Genomic DNA, 19840 nt, shown 5'->3' with positions numbered 1-19840 from the left:
GGGCGGAACCTCCAAAGCGATGGAGGCGAAAGCTTACTCCGCTTCGCGCGCGTCGGCCATGGCCTCCAGCGTCGGGAAGTGAAAGTCCGGCGTGACCGGCGCTTCCGGCGGCATGGTCGCGCCCCAGCCATCGGCGTCGATGCGGCGGTCGATCCAGGCGGAATGCAGGCCGTGCGCCTTGGCCTGCACATGGTCGTGGAACAGCGACTGCGCCGTGTGCAGGATCTTGCTGGGCGGGATTCCGGCCGCCGCCTCGTGCTCCAGCATATAGGCGAAATTGCGCGGATTGGGCTTGTACGAGCCCACATCCTGGGCCGTGTAGACCGCATCGAACACATTGCCCAGCTTGGCCTTGGAGGCCTCGAAGCTGACATGGTCGACATTGGAGAGGATGACGAGGCGGTAATGCCGTTTCAGCCGCGCCAGCGCCGCCGCCGCATCGGGAAAGGCGGGCCAGTCCTTGACCGAATTCCCGAACGTCGCCGCCTCGGCATCGCTGGCCTCGATCTCCCAGGCGTGGGCCATGCGGCGCAGCGTGTGGCCCAGCAGTTCCGGATAGCGCATCGCCGGCGTATCGCGCTGCTGCGAGGATTCGGCCGTGGCGAAGGCGGACAGGATGTCGTCGTCGCTCTTCTCGGCCCCCTTGCCCGTGAGCCAGGACCGAACGGCGGCGACAATGCCGGCCTCCCAGTCGATGAGAGTCCCATAGCAGTCGAATGTCAGGGTGGTGAAATCGGAAAGGCGCATGGAAAACACTCCTTCAGGGCAGGATCGGCCCACCATCAACCGCCCAGACCATAGGGCCGGGCCGCACCGCCCCACAATGGGGCCAAATGGTTAGCCCGGAGGCGATGCCTTCGTCCCCTGCCAACCCTTATGGCCGGATGCCGAAGCTCTTCGGGCCGAGCAACTGCCGCTGCGGCCCTTCCGACCACTCGACCCAGCGGCAAAGATAGGGGCGGGTTTCGCGCGGGTCGATCAGTTCGTGCATGGCGAAACTCTCGGCGCGGGCGTTCGGCGAGAGCTTGGCTGCCATGTCCGCTTCCAGCCGCGCGCGCTCCGCCACCGGGTCGTCCGCGGCGGCGATCTGGCGGCGGAAGGCGACGGCGACGCCGCCTTCCAGCGGCAGCGCCCCCATCTCAGCCGAGGGCCAGCCCAGCACATAGGCGTTGGCGCCATAATGGGCCGCGCCGGCCACGCCGTAATTCTTGCGCACCACCACCGTCGCCCATGGGTTCTCGCACATGGCCGCCGCCAGCACGGCGGACGTGCCATAGCGGATGGCGCCCGCCGCCTCCGCACCGGGGCCGATCATGAAGCCCGGCTCGTCGACGAAAGTGACGATGGGCAGGTGGAAGGTCTCCGCGATCTCGATCAGCCGGCGCACCTTCTGCGCCGCTTCCGCCGTCATCGCGCCGGCCAGATAGCGGCCGTCATTGGCGAACAGCGCCACCGGCCGGCCGTTCAGCCGGGCATAGCCGGTGATGAGTGCCGAGCCATAGGCGCGGGCGAACTCGAAGAACGAGCCCTCGTCCACCACCATGGCGATCAGCTTGCGCATGTCGAAGGCGTGGCGCCGCTCGGTCGGCACCAGCGACAGCAGGCGGTCGTCGCAACGGTCGACCGGGTCGCTGCACGCGGCGACCGGCGGCAGTTCCCAGACATTGCGCGGCATGTAGGACAGGAACCGGCGGATCAGGCCCAGCGCCGCTGCCTCGTCCTTGGCGACCGCGTCGACGACGCCGGACTTGGCGTGCACCTTCGGCCCGCCCAGTTCCTCCTTGGTGATGGGCTTGCCGAGGGCGCGCTCGACAAGGGCCGGGCCGCCGATCATCACCTGGGCATTCTCGGCCATGACGGAAAAGTGCGAGGCGACCAGGCGCGAGGCCGGCAGGCCGGCCACCGGCCCCAGGCCCGCGGTCGCCACCGGCACCTGGGTCATGCACTGTGCCACCGACTGGAAGCGCGGCTTCTCGTAGACCGGCGAGCCCACCGGCCCCTTGCCGGTCGAGCCGGTCACCGAGCCGCCGCCGCCCTCGTGAATGCGCACCAGCGGCACCTGGAACTGCAACGCCAACTGCTCGACATAGACGCTCTTGCGCAGCCCCGCCGCGTTGGGCGAGCCGCCGCGCACCGTGAAATCCTCGCCGCCGACGGCGACCAGCCGGTCGTCGATCTTGGCGAGACCGGTGACATAGTTGCCCGGCGTGAAATCGGTGAGATTGCCGGCCTCGTCCCGCTCCGCGCCACCGGCGCCGCGGCCGTGCTCGGCGAACGAGCCTTGGTCAACCAGGGCCGCGATCCGCTCGCGAATGGTGAGATGGCCCCTGGCGTGCTGGCGCGCCACCGCCTCGTCGCCGCCCTGTTTCAGGGCGAGGTCGCGCTTGGCGTTCAGGTCGTCGACTTGGCGTTGCCAGCTCATGGGATAGGCCCTTTCGGGAGGGGATCGGTCGGAACGGAGCCATACCATAGCCCCGCCCCGGGCCGGGAATCCAGCCCTGGCCCCGGCCCGTTCCATTGGCTACAATTCAAAACAGGCAAGCAAAGCAGGAGGTTGAGGGATGGCCGATGATCCGTTTTACCCGTATCTGAAACTGATCTTGGAGAATGTCTCCATCTGGCCGGTGCTGATCGTGGTGGGCATTGTCTGGCTGGTGCGCCATCCGGAATTGTTCGACACCCTGGCCCGCTATGTCTCCGATCTGAAACTGGGGCCCCTGGAAGCCAAGTTTCGCGAGGTTCAGAAGGAACTGGCCGACACCAAAGAACAGGTGGCGGTGTTGGAGGCCGATCTCAGCCATGAGCAAGAGCGCTTTCAGGCCCTCGCCGGAAGCTTCGACCCGCATGCCCCGGTGGCGGAGCTGGAATCCACCCGCAGCGCCCTGAAGGCCATGGCAGCCAGCATGGACGACCTGGAGCCCGTGCGGCTCAATCTGACCCAATACAAGGATGCCGGTGAGTTGTACGCCGCCGCCGAAGTCGCCCGAACCCGGCGCGATCCGCGGCTGTTCGACGATCTCGTCGACTGCCTCGACCGTCTGGCGCGCGACGACGACCTCCACGGCATCCGCCTGCACACGGTGTGGACGCTGACCAGCGCCTTGCACCGCACCATCCTCGCCGATGTCAAACACGGTGCCGGCGTTCTCACCGCCGATCAGTTGCGCCGCGCCAAGGCGATGCTCGCCCGCCTGGTCGCCAATCCCCGCGTCCAGGCCGACGAGCCCAACAATCCCACCCGCGGCGTGAGAGGCCCCGCGAAATGGGCGGGCGACTGGATCGAGAAGGGGCTGGCCGGCGAAGGCAAGCCCTGAGCGCTTCCGGCGAAAGGTCCGGTTTCGCCGCTCATTGTCCGCGTCTGCGCAGCGCCTGGGCAAGCATTGCCCACAACCGCATCATTTCGCACAAATAACGGGCAATTCGTATTCCCTGCTGGAATATCAGGCGGCTTTTGCTTGAATTGCCGATTGCCCGGGCGCATTCAGCGGTCAATGCTGACAAAATATGCAGGGAGACTGCCTCCAATGTTGCCTCGCTTTCGCGTGGGCGCTGCGCTGACCCTGGGTCTGTTGCTGCCGCTTCCCGCCTTTGCCCAGGACGCCCTGAACTCGGGCGATACCGCCTGGATCATCGTCGCAACCGCCCTGGTGCTGTTCATGACCCTGCCGGGTCTGGCATTGTTCTATGCGGGGCTTGTGCAAAGCCAGTCCGTGCTTTCGGTGATCATGCATTGCTTTGCCATTGCCTGCCTCGCCAGCGTGCTGTGGCTGGTGGCGGGTTACAGCCTGGCATTCGGCGACAGTGTCTCGGGCTGGATCGGCAATCTGGACAAGGCGTTTTTCGCCGGTGTCACGCCGGAGGCCCTGCACGGCTCGATCCCGGAGATCGTGTTCGCGATCTTCCAGATGACCTTTGCCATCATCACCCCCGGCCTGATCGTCGGCGCCTATCCGGAGCGCATGAAGTTCTCGGCCGTGCTGTGGGTCAGCGGCCTCTGGCTGCTGCTGGTGTATGCGCCGGTCTGCCACTGGGTCTGGGGCGGCGGCTGGATGGCGGGCATGGGCGTGATGGACTTTGCCGGCGGCATTGTCGTGCACGCGACGGCCGGCATCTCCGCCGTGGTCATCGCGGTCATGCTGGGTGCGCGCCGCGGCTTTCCGGAGCATGTGCGCCCGCCGCACAATCCGGGCATGACCGCGACCGGCGCGGCCATGCTCTGGGTCGGCTGGTACGGCTTCAACGGCGGCTCGCAACTGGCGGCGGACGGCGGCGCCGGCATGGCGATTGCCGCGACCCATATCGCGGCCGCCACCGCGGCGCTGACCTGGTCGGCCATCGAATGGGTCAAATTCGGCAAGCCCTCGGTGGTGGGTGCGGTCACCGGCGTCATCGCCGGCCTGGCCACCGTGACGCCGGCCAGTGGCTTTGTCGGGCCGATGGGCGGGCTGATCCTGGGGTTAGCGGCCGGCTTTGTCTGCTTCTATGCGGTGCAGATCATGAAGTTCTCGCTGAAGCTCGACGACTCGCTGGACGTGTTCGCCGTCCATGGCGTCGGCGGCATTCTCGGCTCGCTGCTGCTCAGCGTGCTGGCGCTGGCCGCCTTCGGCGGCCGCGGCCTGGCCGAGGGGCAGACCGCCATCGGCCAGTTGGGCGTGCAGGCGGTCGGCGTCGGCGTGACGCTGATCTGGTCTGCGGGCCTCACCTTCCTTATCGTGAAAGTGACGGGTGCCCTGACCGGCGGTCTGCGGGTGACCGAGGAACAGGAAATCGAAGGCCTCGACCTCGCCTATCACGGCGAGCGCGGCTATGACATCGGGCGATAGGCAGGGCCGCCGGGACGGCCCGGGCAGGAAGGACAACCAGCCATGAAACTCGTGATGGCGATTATCAAGCCGCACAAGCTGGACCCGGTGCGGGAGGCGCTGACCGAAATCGGCGTCGCCGGCCTGACCGCCAGCGAGGTCAAGGGGTTCGGCCGGCAGAAGGGCCACACCGAAATCTACCGCGGCGCGGAGTACACGGTGGCCTTTCTGCCCAAGGTGAAGATCGAGATCGTCGTGCCGGACGATCTGGTCGAGCAAACCATGGAGACGATCCGCACCGCCGCCGAAACCGGGCAGATCGGCGATGGCAAGATCTTCGTCCTGGATGTGGAGCGCTCCATGCGCATCCGCACCGGCGAGACCGGCGAGGACGCGCTGTAGCCGCGCCGGCGTATCCCGGACGGTGCGGAGCACCGATGTATCCCGGACGGTGCGGAGCGCCGATCCGGGACCGGTGTCATCCTTCGAACACCGCCGCCGTCCGTGTTCGCGAGAGCGACCGGCCCCGGGTCTCGGCTCCGCCTCGCCCGGGGAACAGTGGCGCTCCGCCTCGCCCGGGGAACAGCCTCTCCCCTAGCCGTAAAGCCGCTTCATCACGCCGTTGGCCGCCTGACCGTCGATCCAGCGCAGCACGACGACCAGGTCGCGCTCGCGGTCGACGATGACCCGGTTGGCACCGGCGCCGTGCATCATCACCAGATGGGCCGGCGCATCCGGATACTGCACCCGGCCCGTGTTGAGCCAGAACATCAGGCCATAGCTGGCGTTGAGCGCCGACGGCCGCGCCGCCTCGTCCAGATAGGCGTGGGAGAGCAAGCGGCGCCCCTCCCAGACGCCGTCGCGGGCGACCAGCAGGCCGGCGCGGGCCAGGTCATAGGCGGAAATGAACATGCCGCCGCCCCAATGGCCGCCGCCGGAGACACTCTGCACGCGCTTGCCGCGGGCGGTCACCCAGGAATTCTTGTAGCCGTGCCACTCCCAGGTGGCCGACGCGCCGATCGGCCCCATCACGCGCTCGCGCAGCAGGTCCGGCAGGCCACGGCCGACGACGCGCAGCAGCGCCAGCGCCAGCCGGTTGACGCGCACGTCATTGTATTCCCAGTGCGTGCCCGCCGCCTGCAACGGCCGCGCCTCCCCCTTGGCCGCGTTCTTCCCCTCGGTCGAGAGGTCGCGGTTGCGGTCGACCAGGTCGGGCTTGCTCCAGAGCTCGCCCTCCCATTCGCTGGTGAGTTGCAGCAGCATGCGCCAGGTGATCGGCGCGTTCTGGTCGGAATCGAAGCCGCCATCGTGCACCAACCGGCGCACCGGCGCGTCGAGGTCGGGGATCAGGCCGTCGTCATGGGCGAGACCGACGCAGAGCGAGATGAAGGACTTGGCGACACTGAACGTCATGTCGGGCCGCCAGGGCGTGCCCCATTCCGCGACGATCCTGCCGCCGCTGAGAATGACGCCGGACGGGCCGCCGCGGCCGCGGGTCGGGCCGATGATGGCGTTCCAGGGCGGCGGCTCGAAATGGCCGGCCTCCAGATGCTCTTGCAGGTTATGGGACCAGGGCGAATCGTGCGCCTCCGCATGGGCCACCGCCGCGGCGACGCCGTCGGCGGAGAGGCCGGCCTCGGCCGGAGCGATGTGCGCCCAGGCCTCATCGCCCGGCGGGGGAAAATACTGGCTCATGCCACCACTCCCATGGCCCGCAATTCGGCGATGCGCTCCACATCCAGGCCGCAGAGCGTGCCCAGCACCTCGTCCGTGTGCTCGCCCAGCAGCGGCGCGCGATGGCGGTCGTCCACCGGCGTGTCGCTGAAATGATAGGGCGAGCCGAGCTGGCGCATGGGCCCGCCCGGATGATCGACGGTGCGGACCATCTCCCGCGCGGCGACGATCTCGCCGTCCAGGCTCTCCGCCACGGTGAGGACCGGCCCGACCGGCAGGCTGCGCAGCTTTTCGGCCCAATAGGCGCGGGGTTCCGCACCGAACACCGCGTCGAGCGCCGCATAGAGCGCATCCCGGTGCTCGCGCCGGGCGGCCATGGTGGCGAAGCGCGGATCCTCGGCCAGGTCCGGGCGCTCGATCAACCGGCAGAGTTGCTCCCAGAGGCGCTGATTGCCGAGTGCCAGATAGACCGGCCCGTCCCTGGCGGTCAGCACGTTCACCGGCGCCGCGGTCGGATGGGCGTTGCCGGCGCGGGCCAGCATGGTGCCGCCGGTCAGATAATGCTGCGCCGCGTTCGAGGTCGCCGCCACCGCCGCATCGAACAGCGCCAGCTCCACATGCTGCCCCTTGCCGGTCTCGGTGCGGGCATAGAGCGCCGTCGCAATCGCCGTGGTCGCGTGCAGTGAGGTGAAGGTGTCGATGATCGAGAGCGGATGGCGCATCGGCGGTCCTTCGATCGGGCCGTTCATCGCCATCATGCCCGCCTCCGCCTGCAACACCGGGTCGAAGCCGGGCCGGTCGCTGAACGGCCCCTGCCCGCCATAGGCGCTGATCGAGACATAGATCAGCCGCGGATTGACCGCCGCCAGCGCCGCATAGTCGATGCCCAGGCGCTCGGCGACGCCGGGGCGGAAATTCTGGATGGCGACGTCGCTCTGGGCCGCCAGCGCGCAGACGATGTCCCGCGCCGCGGCCTTGGACATGTCGAGCGCCAGCGAGCGCTTGCCGCGGTTGAAGGCCAGAAAGAAGTGGCTCTCGCCGCCATGGCTGGGGCCGGCCATGTTGCGGGTGTCGTCGCCGCCGGCGGGGTTTTCGATCTTGATGACGTCGGCGCCGAAGTCCGCCAGCGTCTGCGTGCAGGCCGGGCCGGCGATCACCCGGCTGAAATCCAACACCCGCAGCCCTTGAAACGGCGGGGTTCCCGATGCCGTCATGCGGCGTTCTCCTTCATTGGTCGATACCCTTGGCATCCCTATGCTGGCCGGAACTATAGCGCAGGATCGCGCCTGCGAAAGTACGGCCCCATCATCAGAGGAAACCGCCCCATGCACGCCTTCTCTCTCGACGGACAGCACATCGCCATCACCGGCGCCGGTGGCGGCATCGGCTCCGCCGCCGCCCGCATCGCCTCGGAACTGGGCGCGCGGGTCAGCGCCACGGACCTGCGCGCGCCGGCACTGGAGGGCGTCCGGGGGCAAGGCCACCGCGCCGACGCGCTCGACGTCACCGACCAAGCCGCGGTCGAGGCGTGGCTGGATGGCCTCGGCGATTTCGACGCCCTGATCGATTGCGCCGCCATCTGTCCCTTCACCGACTGGGACAATCAGGGCTGGAATCAGGAGGCCGAACGCCTGTTCCAGGTCAACATGGTCGGCCCGCTGAACCTGGTGCGCGCCGCCATGCCGAAGATGAAGGCCCGCGGCAAGGGCTCCATCGCCCTGGTGGGCTCGATTGCCGGGCGGATCGGCGGTGTCCGGGCCTCGGCGCACTACGCCATGAGCAAGGGCGGCATCCACGCCTTCGTGCACTGGGCGAGCCGGCGGATGGCGCCGCATTGCACCATCAACGCGGTGGCGCCCGGCCCGGTCGACACGCCCATGACCCAGGGCGAGCCCTTCGACCCGGAGGCCTTCCCGATGCAGCGCATGGCCCGGGCGGACGAGATTGCCGGGCCGCTGGTGTTCCTGGTCTCACCGGCGGCGACCTACATCAACGGCGCGGTGCTGGACATCAACGGCGGCCTGCACTTCAGCTAGCGCGTTTTCGGTACTGGTTGAGCCATTCTCCTGCCCCATCTCCCGCGCAAGCGGGAGCCCATGCCTGAGAGCTTCTCACTGAACACGGACTCTGTATGTGTCTCTCAGGCATGGGTCCCCGCCTCCGCGGGGACAGGGAAGCTGGGGTGGTGAGCCAGCGGGAAAAGAATCCGCTCTAGAACGATTGCGGTCCTGTTTGCCCCCTCTCCTTTCCCATCTCCCGCGCAAGCGGGAGCCCATGCCTGAGAGCTTCTCACAAGACACGAACTCTGAATTGGTCTCTCCGGCATGGGTCCCCGCTTGCGCGAGGACAGGGAAGATGGGGTGGTGAGCCGGCGGGAAGAGACCCCGCTCCAGCCGCCCCGCGAGCGGCGGCGCCGCCTCAGCGCCCGCTGAGCCGCGCCAGAATGCCGACGGGCACCACGCCGGCCACCACGATCGCCAGCGCCGACAGCGAACAGGCTTCGAGCTGCTCGGTGCTGGCGAGCTGGTAGACCTGGCTCGCCAGGGTCTCGTAGTTGAACGGGCGCAGCAGCAGGGTGATCGGCAGTTCTTTCATCGTGTCGACGAACACCAGCGCGGCGGCGGTCAGCAGGCTGCCGCGCAGGATCGGCACATGCACCCGCCACAGCGTCTCGCGCGGGGTCAGGCCCAGGGTGCGGGCGGCATCGTCCATGCTGACGGTAACCCGCTGCAAGCCGGCGTCCACCGTGCCGTGCGCCAGCGCCAAAAACCGCACGGCGAGCGCGAACACCAGGGCAAACACCGTGCCGCCCAGAATGGCCTGCGGATGGCCCCCCAGCCACTCGGTCAGGTCGGCCAGGCCCAAGTCGAGCCGGGTCACCGGCACCAGCACGCCCAGGGCCAGCACCGCGCCCGGCACGCCATAGCCCAGCGTCGCGAGGCGCACGCCGTGGCGCATGATGCGGGTCGGCCTGAGGCGGACGCCATAGGCCAGGATCAGCGCCGCGACCACCGCCACGGCGGCCGTCATGGCGGCGACCGTCAGACTGTTGCGGGCGAGGGCCGCGAACTCCGCCAGGCTCTCGCCTTCCAGGCGGCCGATGGCGTAGTAGAACAGCCGGCCGGCCGGGGCCAGGAAGCCCAGCGCGAACGGCAGGCTCACCAGGGCCGCGGTCAACCAGCCGCGCCAGGGGGAAAGGCGCCGCCGCGGCCCGGCCGCGCCGGTGGTGTGAAAGCGCCGGCCGCCGCGGGCGACATGTTCGGCGGTGACCAGAACGACGATCAGGAACAGCAGCAACAGCGCGATCTGCGCCGCGCCGTCGGGGCGGCCCAGATGCAGCCAGACGTCGAATATGCCGACGGTCAGGGTCTGGATGCCGAAATGCTCGACCGCGCCGATATCGTTGATGGTCTCCATCCAGGCGATGAGCACGCCCGCGGCCAGCGCCGGCCGGGCCAGCGGCAGGCCCACCCGCCAGAACGCGCCGAACGGCCCCTGCCCCAGCAGCCGCGCCGCCTCGATCTGGCGCGCGCCCTGGCCCAGAAACGCCGCCCGCGCCAGCCAGTAGACATAGGGGTAGAGACAGAGCGACAGCACGACAATGCCGCCGCCGAGCGTGCGGATTTCGGGGACGCTGTAGTCGCGGGCGCTCTGCCAGCCAAAGACGGCGCGCAGCGCGGCCTGCACCGGGCCGGCATAGTCCAGCAGATCGGTGTAGACGAAGGCGATCAGATAGGTCGGCATGGCCAGCGGCAGGAACAGCAGGCTGTCGAACCAGCGCCGGCCGGGAAACTCGTAGACGCTGACCATCCAGGCGAGCGGCACGCCCAGCAGCAGCGTGCCCGCCCCGACGCCGAGGCCCAGCAGCAGGGTGCTGCTCAGATAGTCCGCCAGCACCGACGACCAGAGGTGCTGCCACAGGTCCAGGCTGGGGGTCAGCGCCAGCCATACCACCACCAGCAAGGGCAGCGCCACCAATCCCGCCAGCAGTCCGACACCGCAGGCCCAGGCCCGGCCACCGCCGAGCCCCCGTGTTCCGGTCATCGGCTACGACCTTATTTTGCGGCCGTACAGTTCCAGGCGATGGTCGATCAACTCATAGCCGAGTTCCTTGGCGATGCGTTCCTTCATCGCCTCGATCTCGTCGTTGTGGAACTCGATGACCTCGCCCGTTTCGATGTCGATCAGGTGCTCGTGATGCTCGCCGCTTTCCTCATACCGGGCGCGGCCTTCGCCGAAATCGTGGCGAATCAGGACGTTGGCATCCTCGAACAGCTTCAGCGAACGATAAACGGTCGCAATCGAGATGCGCGGGTCGATCTCGGTCGCCCGGCGATAGACGGTCTCGACATCGGGATGGTCGCTCGCCTCGGAGATGACGCGGGCGATGATCCGGCGCTGGTCCGTCATTTTCAGCCCGCGTTCGACGCAGAGCTGCTCCAGGGTTGAGTGATCGGCCATCGCTACGTCCTCGCACACGGGTTCGAGGCGTTATAGCCAAGCACGCCTCTTTTGGCGAGAGCCGGATGGTTACTCTTAAGATCTAACGCTACCGCCTTGATCCGGCATGGAGCGCGAGAGGATCGCGCCGAGCGGCACCATGCGGCTGATGGCATAGCCGATGAACAGATCGACCGCCGCTTCGGCCTCCGCCCGGACCGCGGGGTCGAGGTGCACGTCGCGCGCCGGGATGGCGGCGGCCAGCCGGCGGCCGATGCCCCGGGCGGTCTCGCGATTGCGCGCGATCATTGGCCCGACCGCGCCGGCGGCATCCAGCGGCGCGAGCCGCGTCCAGGCCAGGGCGAGGAAGGGCGGCCAGTGGGCCAGATGCCGGTACAGGCTGGCCAGCACCCGCTGCTCCGGGTCGCCGATGGCGTTGAGCCGGTGCACCAGATCGGCCAGGGCCGGCGCCATCTCGCCGATGGGGATGAGCGGCGGCAGGCTGGCCTCGATCCCCGTGCCGGGGGCGGTGGCGGGCAGCGGCGTCGGGTCGGCCTCGCCGCGGGCGTGGGCGCGGAAGGCGGAGAGCGCCACCAGGTTCAGGGAATTGCCGCGGTCATAGGTGGCGAGCATCTGGCGGATGCTGGTGCAGGCCGCCGCGTCCAGCCCGGCGGCGGCAAGCGCGGAGGCCGGCCAGGGCGGCAGGTCCGGCAGGTCGAGCGCCCCCTGCAAATGCGCCGCCGCACTCGCCACCTGGCCGGAGGCATAGAGCGGCCGCAGGCTGCCCCAGGTCCAGGCGAGCGCGCCGGGCATGGTCGCCAGATAGCGCCAGATCAGGTTGACCACGGGCACACCCAGCGTGGCGCGGATGTCGGCATAGATCGCCGCGATGTCGCCGGTGGCTTCGGCCTCGGTGATGGCAGGGACGGGGTCGGAAGCGGTCATGGCGGAAATCCAGCCGTTGCGGGGAGTGATGGCAGGTCGGTGTTCGCGAAAGCGAGCTTTCCCGGACGACGCAGCGCGGCGATCCGGGACCTCCCGCCCATTCGCTCGGAGGTCCCGGCTCTCGCCTCCGGCTCGGCCGGGAAAGCTCGGATGGCGCGAACTCCGCTCAGGCGGCGGCGCGGCGGCTGTCCTGCGCGTCGGCCAGTACCATGGCGGCGCATTTCTCGCCGATCATGATGCTGGGGGCGTTGGTGTTGCCGCTGGTCAGCGTCGGCATGATCGAGGCGTCGGCGATGCGCAGCCCCTCGATGCCGTGCACCCGCAGCCGGTCGTCGACCACGGCGCGCGGGTCGGTGGCGGGGCCCATCTTGCAGGTGCCGACCGGGTGGTAAGTCGTTTCCGCCGTGTTGCGGACCCATTCCAGCAACTCCTCGTCGGTCTGCTTGTCGGCACCCGGCGCGATTTCCCGGCCGGTCCATTCGGAGACGGGCGGCGTCGCCATCAGCTCGCGCCCCTTGCGCATGGCGGCCAGCAGGCCGTCGCGGTCGTGCTGGGAGGACAGGAAGTTGAAGCGGATCGCCGGCTGCTCCGCCGGATTGGCGGACTTGATGTGGATCGAGCCGATGCTTTCCGAACGCAGCACGTTGATATTCATGGTGATGCCCTTGAAATTGGGCGAAACCCGGCGCTCGCGCCCGATCATCTCATAGATGAAGGGCAGGATGGAGATGGTGGCGTCCGGCGTCTCCAGCCCCTCTCGGGTCTTGATATACATGCGCAGCGGCACCGAGGTGCGGGACAGGAAGCCTTCCTTGAACAGCCCGTATTTCATCGCCTCCACCGCCAGGCGCCAGCCGCGGGCGCCGTCGTTGAAAGTGGCGTTCTTCTGCTTGATCTCGAACTTGACGCGGGGGGAGTAGTGGTCGCGCAGATTCTCGCCGACGCCCGGCAGTTCGTGCACGCAGGCAATGCCGAACTGGCGCAGCAGGTCGGTCTGGCCGATGCCGGACAATTCCAGCAGCTTCGGCGAGTTGATCGACCCGCCGGAGACCACGACCTCGCGCGTTGCGCGGGCCTCGCGCGGTTCGCCCTTCACGGAATAACGCACGCCGACGCAGCGCTTGCCCTCCAGGACCAGGCTTTCGGCCATGGCGCCCTGCTCGATGGTCAGGTTCGCGCGGCCCCGCGCCGGGTCCAGATAGCAATAGGCGGTGGACTGGCGCCGCCCCTTGGCAATGGTGACCTGGGACATGCCGATGCCCTCCTGGGTCTTGCCGTTCAGGTCCGGGTTGAAGGGCACGCCCATGGCCTCGGCCGACTGGATCAGCTTCTCCAGCAGCGGCACCTGGTGGCGCGGCGTGTCGCGCACCTGGAGCGGGCCGTTCCGGCCGCGAAGTTCGTCGTCGCCGCCGGTGTAGGTCTCCATCTTCTTGAACACCGGCAGCACGTCCTCCCAGCTCCAGCCGCGATTGCCGAGCTGCGCCCAGTGGTCGTAGTCCTGCGCCTGGCCGCGGATGAAGACCATGCCGTTGATCGAGGACGAGCCGCCCAGCATCTTGCCCCGCGGCACCTCGATGCGGCGGCCGCCCGAGCCCTCGTCCGGCTCGGAGGAATAGCACCAGTTGACCGCCGGGTTGTCGATCAGCTTGGCGATGCCGACGGGCACCTTGGACCAGAAAAAGTCCGACCCTTCCGTGCCCGCTTCCAGGCAGAGCACGCGGTATTCGCCGCTCTCGGACAGCCGGGTGGCGACCGCGGCTCCGGCCGAGCCGGCGCCGACGACGATGTAATCATAGGAGGAAGGGGCGGGCATGGACGGCGTTTCCGGTTGTTTGGCGTTCTGATGGAGGCTGCTAACAAAGCCCGGACCGCACCCCGATGGCAAGGGGGGCCGGTGCGATCGCCCGCGAGGCGCTCAGCGGATCACCCAGCGCACCAGCGGCTTGACGGTCAGCCCCTGCACGATGATCGAAAACAGCACGACCGCATAGGTCACACCCAGAATGCCGGGCTTGTACTCCACATCCGGCAGCGACAGGGCCAGGGCCACGGCGATGCCGCCGCGCAGCCCGCCCCAGATCAGCACCGGAATGGTGCCGCGCTCGAACCCGACCCAGCGCGACAGGGTCAGGATCGGCAGCCCGACGCTGACCGCCCGGCCGAACAGGGTGACCGGGATGGCGATCAGCGCGGCGTCCAGATAGTCCGCCACCTCGCTCACCACCAGCACCTCCATGCCGATCAGCAGGAACAGGACAGAGTTCAGGATTTCGTCGACCAGGGTCCAGAAGGTCAGCACATAGGTGCGGGTGCGCTCGCTCATGGCATAGGCCAGGCCCTTGTTGCCGATGAACAGGCCGGCCACGACCATGGCGATCGGCCCGCTCATCTCCAGCGCCAGCGCCACCGAGAACGTCACCATCACCAGCGCCAGCGTGATGAGGACTTCAAGACTGGCCTCGTCGATGCGATAGAGCGAACGATAGCCGAGATAGCCGGCAGCCAGGCCCAGCACCGCGCCGCCCAACGCCTCGCTGACGAACAACAGGGCGATCTGACCGGCGCTCTGGCCTTCCGCACCGCCGGCACCGGTGGCGATCCCCAGGATGACGGTGAAGACGACGACGCCGACGCCGTCGTTGAACAGGGATTCGCCCGCCATCTTGGCATGGAGCACGTCCGACACTTTCACGGTCTTGAACAGGCCCAGCACTGCGACCGGGTCGGTCGGGCTGATCAGCGCGCCGAACACCAGCGCCCAGATGAAAGGCAGGTCAAAGCCGGACAAGCCCACCAGGAGCCACATGCAATAGCCGACGACAAAGGTGGAGATCAGCGTGCCGACCACCGCCAAAATGGCAATGGTCCAGCGGCGGCTGCGAAAGGCGGAAAGGTCGGCGTGCAAGGCTCCGGCGAACAGCAGGAAACTCAGCATGCCGTGCATCAGCGTCTCGTTGAAGTCGATCTGCTTCATCATGCCGACCATCTCGCCGGCGATATTGACGGACGGCGAGACGATATCGACGCCGATCACGGCGAGCGAGGCAACCAGCGCGATCACCACCAGGCCGATGGTGTGCGGCAGGTGCAGATGCCGATGGTTCAGATAGCCGAACAGGGCCGAAAGCCCGACCAGGATCGAGCCGATGGTGAAAATGCTCATGCCTGTCCTTCCCTGCCCGAATGCCGAAACCGTTGCGGCCGATGGCATTCGATCCGCTGCTGTCTTAGCATAGGCGCCGCCGTTTGGGTGAGGCCCGCGCCGATGGCCGGCGCGGTGTGCCATCGCCAGACACGGAGGAGTCCCGATGACCGACCGCAGCGCCGCCTTCCTGGAAACCCTGGACCGGCGGGTCGAGGCCATCGCCGACGCTTGCACCGCCTGCGGCGCCTGCGCGACCGCTTGCCCCACCCTGGACGTGGCCGGGATCGACGCGGGCGCGCCGGAGGCCCTGACGGCAGGGGTGCGCGCGATCTTGCAAGCCGGCGGCGGGCCGGCGCCATCGGAAGCCTGGGCCAGAGTGTGCTGCGGGTCGGGCCACTGCCTGACCGTCTGCCCGGAGGGCATCAACCCGCGCTTCATGCTGACCATGGCCCGGCGCACCCTCACCCGACAGGCTGCGGCGGAGGACAGGCGGGCCGCCGGCAAGGCCGCGTTCCAGAAGATGAGCCGCGGCGTGCGCGTGCTCTCGCGCCTGTCGCTGCCGCCGGACCTGCTGGCGCGCCTCAGCCCGCGCTCGCACCCGGAGCGGGACGAGGCGCCGGACGTGGTGTTCTACACCGGCTGCAACCTGCTGAAGACGCCGCATATCGGCCTGCTCTGCCTGGATGTGCTGGAGCGGCTGGGCATCACCTACGAGGTGCAGGGCGGCCCCGGCGCCTGTTGCGGCATCCTCCAGACCCGCCCCGGCGACACCGCCAATGCCGGCCGGCAGGCCTTCACCACGCTGGACCGGATGGCGGCGGCCAAGACCAGCCAGGTGCTGTCCTGGTGCCCGACCTGCCAGGTGCAGTTCGGCGAGACCATGATTCCCAGCTATCGCGAGGTCACCGGCAAGGCGTTCGACATGACCATGTTCCCGGTCTGGCTCGCCGCCCGGCTGGAGGCGTTGCGGCCGATGATGACCCGGCCGGTGCCGCGCCGCGTCGCACTCTACGAATATGCCGGCGAACTGGGCGTGAACCAGGCCGTGCGGGCGCTGCTGGGCGCGGTGCCGGGGCTGGAACTGGTGGAGATCGGAACACGCAGCATCGGCTACACCTCGTCGGCGCTGGCGCCGCTCGGCCGCTATCATCGCGACCGGCTGGCGGCGGCGCTGCGCGATGCGGAGGCGGCGGGCGTCGACACGCTCGTGGGCCTCTATCATTCCGACCACCGCGAATTCGCCGGACACGAGGCCCACTGGCCGTTTGCGGTCGCCAATTACATGGAACTGGTGGGCGAGAGCATGGGGCTGGCCGCTCCGGACCGGTTCAAGGCGTTGAAGGCGATGCAGGACGCCGACGCCATCCTGACGGCCTCAGCGGATCAGATCCGCGCGCACGGCCTTGATCCGGAGGAGGTGCGAAGCGTCATCCTGGCCGACATGCTAGGCGATCAGGCCCTGCCGGCCGACCGGAGCCGGCACGCCGCCGAGTGAGGCGGCCGGTCAGGCTCACCACCCCCCACCGCGCGCACTTTCCCGGGCCTGACCCGGGACCTCCTGCCGGGAGAGACCCCAAACCCCGCCTTCGAGAGCGAAGGAGGCCCCGGCGAGAGCGAAGGCGGCCCCGGACCAAGTCCGGGGCACAGTGTGTCCGGGGCAGCCCGTGTGTCCGGGGCCGGGCGATTGGAGCGTTTTCGGTACCGGTTGAGCCGCTCTCCCGCCCCCTCTCCCGCGCAAGCGGGAGCCCATGCCTGAGAGCGTCTCACAGAACACGGGCTCTGTATTTGTCTCTCAGGCATGGATCCCCGCCTCCGCGGCGACAGGGAAAAAACGGGGCGGTGAGCCAGCGGGAAAAGAATCCGCTAGCCGTTGCCCAGCACCTTGTTCGACTGCGGGTCGATCAGGTGCATGTGGGCCATGTTGGCCGACAACTGGGTCGCCTGGCCGGCCTGCGGATTGGCGCTCGGGTCCATGCGGGCGCAGACCTCCGTGCCGTTGACCTGGAAATAGACCAGGGTCTCCATGCCCATCGGTTCGACCACGTCGAGGGTCGCGGTCATCGGCGCCGCCAGCTCGCCCTCGCGGGCGGGGCGAACCTCGGTCAGGTGCTCGGGGCGGATGCCGAATTCCAGCGTCCGGCCCGCATAATCGCGGTAGGCCGCGGCCCGGCTTTCCGGCACCGGCAGCGCAATCTCGCCGTTCAGGCGCACCACGAGGCCGCTGCCGGCCTGCTCCAGCCCGCAAGGCACGAAATTCATGGCCGGGGAGCCGATGAAGCCCGCGACAAAGCGTGTGGCCGGCGTGTGATACAGGTCGTTGGGCGCGCCCACCTGCTCGATATTGCCGTTGTTCATGACCACGACCCGGTCGGCGAGCGTCATCGCCTCCACCTGGTCGTGGGTCACATAGACGGTGGTGACGGGCACCTTCTGGTGCACACGCTTGATCTCGGTCCGCATCTGCACGCGCAGCTTGGCGTCCAGGTTCGACAGCGGCTCGTCGAACAGGAACACTTTCGGGTGTCGCACGATGGCCCGGCCCATGGCGACGCGCTGGCGCTGGCCGCCGGACAACTGCCGCGGCTTCCGCTCCAGCAGGTCCTCGATGTTGAGAATGCGCGCCGCCTCGTCGACGCGGGCGCGGATCTCCTCCTTCGGAAAGCGCTTCAGGCGCAGGCCGAAGGACATGTTTTCGGCCACCGTCATATGCGGGTAGAGCGCGTAGTTCTGGAACACCATGGCGATGTCCCGGTCCTTGGGCGGCACGTCATTGACCACATGGTCGTCGATCTTGATGGCGCCGTCGGTGATTTCCTCCAGCCCGGCGATCATGCGCAGCGTCGTCGACTTGCCGCAGCCGGAGGGGCCGACCAGGACCACGAATTCCTGGTCGGCAATGGTGAGGTCGATGCCGCGCACGGCCAGAACGTCGTCGTACTTCTTGACGACCTTGTGCAGGGAGACTTCGGACACGGGGCTTATCCTTTCGTCGCGCCGGAAGTCAGGCCGGCAATGTAATAGTCCATGAGGAAGGCATAGATGATCAGCGGCGGCGCGGCGCCCAGCAGCGCACCGGTCATGATCTGGCCCCAGTTGAACACGTCGCCCTTGATGAGCGTGGTGACGATGCCCACCGGTAAGACCAATTGATCGGTGGAGGTGGTAAACGCCAATGGATAGAGGAACTGCGCCCACGAGACCGTGAAGGCGAAGATCGTCGCCGCGATGATGCCCGGCAGCGCCACCGGAATGAAGATCTTGGTCAGCGTCTGCATCCAGGTCGCGCCGTCGATCAGCGCCGCCTCGTCCAACTCCTTGGGAATGGAGGCGAAATAGCCGATCATGATCCAGGTGCAGAACGGCACCGTCAGGGTCGGATACAGGATCAGCAGCACCCACCAGTTGTTGATGAGCTCGATCCCGGTCAGGTTCTTGAATTCCGCGAAGATCTTGAACAGCGGAATGAACAGCAGCGTCTCCGGCACCAGATAGGTGAGGAACACGCCGGTGGCGAGCGCGCCGGAGCCCCAGAACTTCATGCGCGAGAGCGCAAAGGCCGACGGGACCGCGATCAGCATGGTGATGCTTACCACGAAGATCGAGACGATGGCCGAGTTCCGGAAGAAGACCAGATAGGTGTTGGTCGATAACAGCTCGATATAGTTTTCGAGCGTCGGCTCGTACACCCACCAGGGATTGGTGATCGCCGAAATCTCCGCGCTGGTCTTCAGCGACGTGATGAACATGTAGATCGGCGGCATCAGAAAGAAGATGGCGAACAGCACCAGGAAGAAATACGACCAGCGCAACGCCCAGCGGCGGCTGCGGCTCATACTTCCGTATTGGGGGCGGCTGGGGCCGCCCGTGGCGGGGGTCGTCGCAGTCGTCATCAGACCTCACTCCCCCGCTTGACCACGTCGCGCAGGATGATCACCGCGGCGATGGCGAGGAACGGCATCATGAACAGGGAAACGCTGGCACCCAGCGGAATGTCGCCGCTCTCGATGCCGACCAGGAAGGCCCAGGTCGCAAACACATGGGTTTGATCGAGCGGCCCGCCCGCGGTGAGAATGCGGACAATGTCGAAATTGGCGAAGGTCACGATCAGCGAGAACAGCACGGTGATCGCGATGATGTTGCGCATCATCGGCAGCGTGATGAACCAGATGCGTTGCCACCAGGTCGCGCCGTCGATCAGGGCCGCCTCGTAAAGCTGGTCGGGCACGCTCTTCAGGGCCGCCAGATACATGATCATGAAGAAGGGCGAACCGATCCAGATGTTCACCAGGATGACCGAGAACCGCGCCCAGTAGGCGTCGCCCGTCCAGGGAATCGGGTCGCCGCCGAAATGGGCGATGATCCAGTTGAACGCGCTGTAGGACGGATCGAACAGCCAAAGCCAGGCCAGCGTACTCATCGCCGGCGGGATGACCCACGGCACCAAAAGCATGCCGCGCCACTTGCGCTGCCCCTTGGACGGGATGTTGTGCACGAAGTGGGCGACGATGAACCCGATGATCGCCTTAAAGATCACCGCGGAAATGGCGAAAATGCAGGATTGCTTCACCACCATCCAAAAGGTTTCACGGCCGAACAGGAACTCGAAATTCCCGAGACCGACGAATTTCGTCATGCCCTTGTTCAGCATTGCGAGGTGCATGGCATAGCCAGCGGGGTACACGACCAACACGCAGATCAAGACGATCAGCGGCAGGGTCATCAGGAACGCAATCGTCGACTTGCGCCGCAGCATCGTGCGGATACCGGCGCGGGGGACCATCGGTTCCGAAGCGGAGAGAGTATCGGTCATCGCCTGCTTCGCATCTGGCGGGAG

At 67.7% G+C, this 19840-nt stretch carries 17 protein-coding genes; 5 read left to right on the top strand and 12 right to left on the bottom strand.

The features are described 5' to 3' along the window. Positions 1 to 33: 33 nt before the first annotated feature. Together H6844_09930 and H6844_09925 are read right to left on the bottom strand one after the other, a co-directional pair. Positions 34 to 747, bottom strand: a complete 714-nt coding sequence (locus tag H6844_09930) for a haloacid dehalogenase type II (GenBank protein ID MCB9929718.1) — start codon at positions 745 to 747, stop codon at positions 34 to 36. A 127-nt stretch (positions 748 to 874) separates the two neighbouring features. Then, positions 875 to 2422: a propionyl-CoA carboxylase gene (locus tag H6844_09925; protein MCB9929717.1), complete on the bottom strand. Its 1548-nt coding sequence runs from the start codon at positions 2420 to 2422 to the stop codon at positions 875 to 877. Positions 2423 to 2561: 139 nt separating this feature from the next. On the opposite strand from H6844_09925, the gene H6844_09920 reads away from it, so the two are divergent. The 3 genes from H6844_09920 to H6844_09910 all read left to right on the top strand — a co-directional run bounded on the left by H6844_09920 (position 2562) and on the right by H6844_09910 (position 5204). Further along, complete coding sequence (locus tag H6844_09920) at positions 2562 to 3314, top strand: hypothetical protein (protein MCB9929716.1); 753 nt, start codon at positions 2562 to 2564, stop codon at positions 3312 to 3314. A 210-nt stretch (positions 3315 to 3524) separates the two neighbouring features. Then, positions 3525 to 4823, top strand: coding sequence for an ammonium transporter (locus H6844_09915; protein ID MCB9929715.1), 1299 nt, complete (start codon positions 3525 to 3527; stop codon positions 4821 to 4823). Positions 4824 to 4865: 42 nt separating this feature from the next. After that, positions 4866 to 5204, top strand: a complete 339-nt coding sequence (locus tag H6844_09910) for a P-II family nitrogen regulator (protein ID MCB9929714.1) — start codon at positions 4866 to 4868, stop codon at positions 5202 to 5204. A gap of 192 nt (positions 5205 to 5396) precedes the next feature. Here H6844_09910 and H6844_09905 read toward each other — a convergent pair whose 3' ends face one another. Then, entirely contained in the window at positions 5397 to 6497 is a 1101-nt protein-coding gene (locus tag H6844_09905; protein ID MCB9929713.1) for a serine hydrolase, read from the bottom strand. Further along, positions 6494 to 7690: a CoA transferase gene (locus H6844_09900; protein MCB9929712.1), complete on the bottom strand. Its 1197-nt coding sequence runs from the start codon at positions 7688 to 7690 to the stop codon at positions 6494 to 6496. The genes H6844_09905 and H6844_09900 overlap by 4 nt, the downstream gene beginning before the upstream one ends. A gap of 111 nt (positions 7691 to 7801) precedes the next feature. Between H6844_09900 and H6844_09895 the strand changes: the two genes are divergently transcribed. Beyond that, complete coding sequence (locus tag H6844_09895; protein MCB9929711.1) at positions 7802 to 8512, top strand: SDR family oxidoreductase; 711 nt, start codon at positions 7802 to 7804, stop codon at positions 8510 to 8512. 382 nt (positions 8513 to 8894) lie between these two features. Here the strand turns inward: H6844_09895 and H6844_09890 are convergent, their stop codons facing one another. The 5 genes from H6844_09890 to H6844_09870 form a co-directional block, all read right to left on the bottom strand. Beyond that, entirely contained in the window at positions 8895 to 10520 is a 1626-nt protein-coding gene (locus tag H6844_09890) for an iron ABC transporter permease (protein ID MCB9929710.1), read from the bottom strand. 3 nt (positions 10521 to 10523) lie between these two features. Beyond that, positions 10524 to 10937 carry a transcriptional repressor gene (locus tag H6844_09885; protein ID MCB9929709.1) on the bottom strand — a complete coding sequence of 138 codons (414 nt, stop codon included), beginning with the start codon at positions 10935 to 10937 and terminating at the stop codon, positions 10524 to 10526. Between the two features lie 75 nt (positions 10938 to 11012). Then, the gene (locus H6844_09880) at positions 11013 to 11861 is read right to left on the bottom strand and encodes a hypothetical protein (GenBank protein ID MCB9929708.1); all 849 of its coding nucleotides are present in this window, start codon (positions 11859 to 11861) and stop codon (positions 11013 to 11015) included. A 166-nt stretch (positions 11862 to 12027) separates the two neighbouring features. Further along, a complete protein-coding gene (locus H6844_09875) occupies positions 12028 to 13674 on the bottom strand; it encodes a GMC family oxidoreductase N-terminal domain-containing protein (GenBank protein MCB9929707.1) in 1647 nt (548 codons plus the stop codon). Between the two features lie 102 nt (positions 13675 to 13776). Further along, positions 13777 to 15024 carry a sodium:proton antiporter gene (locus H6844_09870; GenBank protein ID MCB9929706.1) on the bottom strand — a complete coding sequence of 416 codons (1248 nt, stop codon included), beginning with the start codon at positions 15022 to 15024 and terminating at the stop codon, positions 13777 to 13779. 145 nt (positions 15025 to 15169) lie between these two features. On the opposite strand from H6844_09870, the gene H6844_09865 reads away from it, so the two are divergent. Next, entirely contained in the window at positions 15170 to 16501 is a 1332-nt protein-coding gene (locus H6844_09865) for a (Fe-S)-binding protein (GenBank protein ID MCB9929705.1), read from the top strand. Between the two features lie 368 nt (positions 16502 to 16869). Here H6844_09865 and ugpC read toward each other — a convergent pair whose 3' ends face one another. From ugpC to H6844_09850, 3 genes are read right to left on the bottom strand one after another with little or no spacing between them, the layout of a single operon-like run. Beyond that, positions 16870 to 17979 (bottom strand): sn-glycerol-3-phosphate ABC transporter ATP-binding protein UgpC, encoded by a 1110-nt coding sequence (ugpC, locus tag H6844_09860; GenBank protein MCB9929704.1) that lies wholly within the window; start codon positions 17977 to 17979, stop codon positions 16870 to 16872. A 5-nt stretch (positions 17980 to 17984) separates the two neighbouring features. Then, positions 17985 to 18896: a carbohydrate ABC transporter permease gene (locus tag H6844_09855; GenBank protein MCB9929703.1), complete on the bottom strand. Its 912-nt coding sequence runs from the start codon at positions 18894 to 18896 to the stop codon at positions 17985 to 17987. Then, positions 18896 to 19816: a sugar ABC transporter permease gene (locus H6844_09850; GenBank protein ID MCB9929702.1), complete on the bottom strand. Its 921-nt coding sequence runs from the start codon at positions 19814 to 19816 to the stop codon at positions 18896 to 18898. The genes H6844_09855 and H6844_09850 overlap by 1 nt, the downstream gene beginning before the upstream one ends. Positions 19817 to 19840 lie beyond the last annotated feature (24 nt).

The organism is Alphaproteobacteria bacterium (genome assembly GCA_020638555.1).
Lineage (GTDB): Bacteria > Pseudomonadota > Alphaproteobacteria > Bin95 > Bin95 > JACKII01.
The sequence above is the reverse complement of the archived record's forward strand: the minus strand, read 5'-3'. Positions and strand labels throughout refer to the sequence as shown.

What these genes read in the sequence shown, in the direction of transcription:
- H6844_09925 (MCB9929717.1), bottom strand. Translation starts at nt 2,422, where the DNA reads ATGAGCTGGCAACGCCAAGTCGACGACCTGAACGCCAAGCGCGACCTC.
- H6844_09880 (MCB9929708.1), bottom strand. Translation starts at nt 11,861, where the DNA reads ATGACCGCTTCCGACCCCGTCCCTGCCATCACCGAGGCCGAAGCCACC.
- H6844_09915 (MCB9929715.1), top strand. Translation starts at nt 3,525, where the DNA reads ATGTTGCCTCGCTTTCGCGTGGGCGCTGCGCTGACCCTGGGTCTGTTG.
- H6844_09900 (MCB9929712.1), bottom strand. Translation starts at nt 7,690, where the DNA reads ATGACGGCATCGGGAACCCCGCCGTTTCAAGGGCTGCGGGTGTTGGAT.
- H6844_09890 (MCB9929710.1), bottom strand. Translation starts at nt 10,520, where the DNA reads ATGACCGGAACACGGGGGCTCGGCGGTGGCCGGGCCTGGGCCTGCGGT.
- H6844_09930 (MCB9929718.1), bottom strand. Translation starts at nt 747, where the DNA reads ATGCGCCTTTCCGATTTCACCACCCTGACATTCGACTGCTATGGGACT.
- H6844_09855 (MCB9929703.1), bottom strand. Translation starts at nt 18,896, where the DNA reads ATGACGACTGCGACGACCCCCGCCACGGGCGGCCCCAGCCGCCCCCAA.
- H6844_09870 (MCB9929706.1), bottom strand. Translation starts at nt 15,024, where the DNA reads ATGAGCATTTTCACCATCGGCTCGATCCTGGTCGGGCTTTCGGCCCTG.
- H6844_09875 (MCB9929707.1), bottom strand. Translation starts at nt 13,674, where the DNA reads ATGCCCGCCCCTTCCTCCTATGATTACATCGTCGTCGGCGCCGGCTCG.
- H6844_09910 (MCB9929714.1), top strand. Translation starts at nt 4,866, where the DNA reads ATGAAACTCGTGATGGCGATTATCAAGCCGCACAAGCTGGACCCGGTG.
- H6844_09905 (MCB9929713.1), bottom strand. Translation starts at nt 6,497, where the DNA reads ATGAGCCAGTATTTTCCCCCGCCGGGCGATGAGGCCTGGGCGCACATC.
- H6844_09920 (MCB9929716.1), top strand. Translation starts at nt 2,562, where the DNA reads ATGGCCGATGATCCGTTTTACCCGTATCTGAAACTGATCTTGGAGAAT.
- H6844_09885 (MCB9929709.1), bottom strand. Translation starts at nt 10,937, where the DNA reads ATGGCCGATCACTCAACCCTGGAGCAGCTCTGCGTCGAACGCGGGCTG.
- H6844_09850 (MCB9929702.1), bottom strand. Translation starts at nt 19,816, where the DNA reads ATGACCGATACTCTCTCCGCTTCGGAACCGATGGTCCCCCGCGCCGGT.
- H6844_09895 (MCB9929711.1), top strand. Translation starts at nt 7,802, where the DNA reads ATGCACGCCTTCTCTCTCGACGGACAGCACATCGCCATCACCGGCGCC.
- H6844_09865 (MCB9929705.1), top strand. Translation starts at nt 15,170, where the DNA reads ATGACCGACCGCAGCGCCGCCTTCCTGGAAACCCTGGACCGGCGGGTC.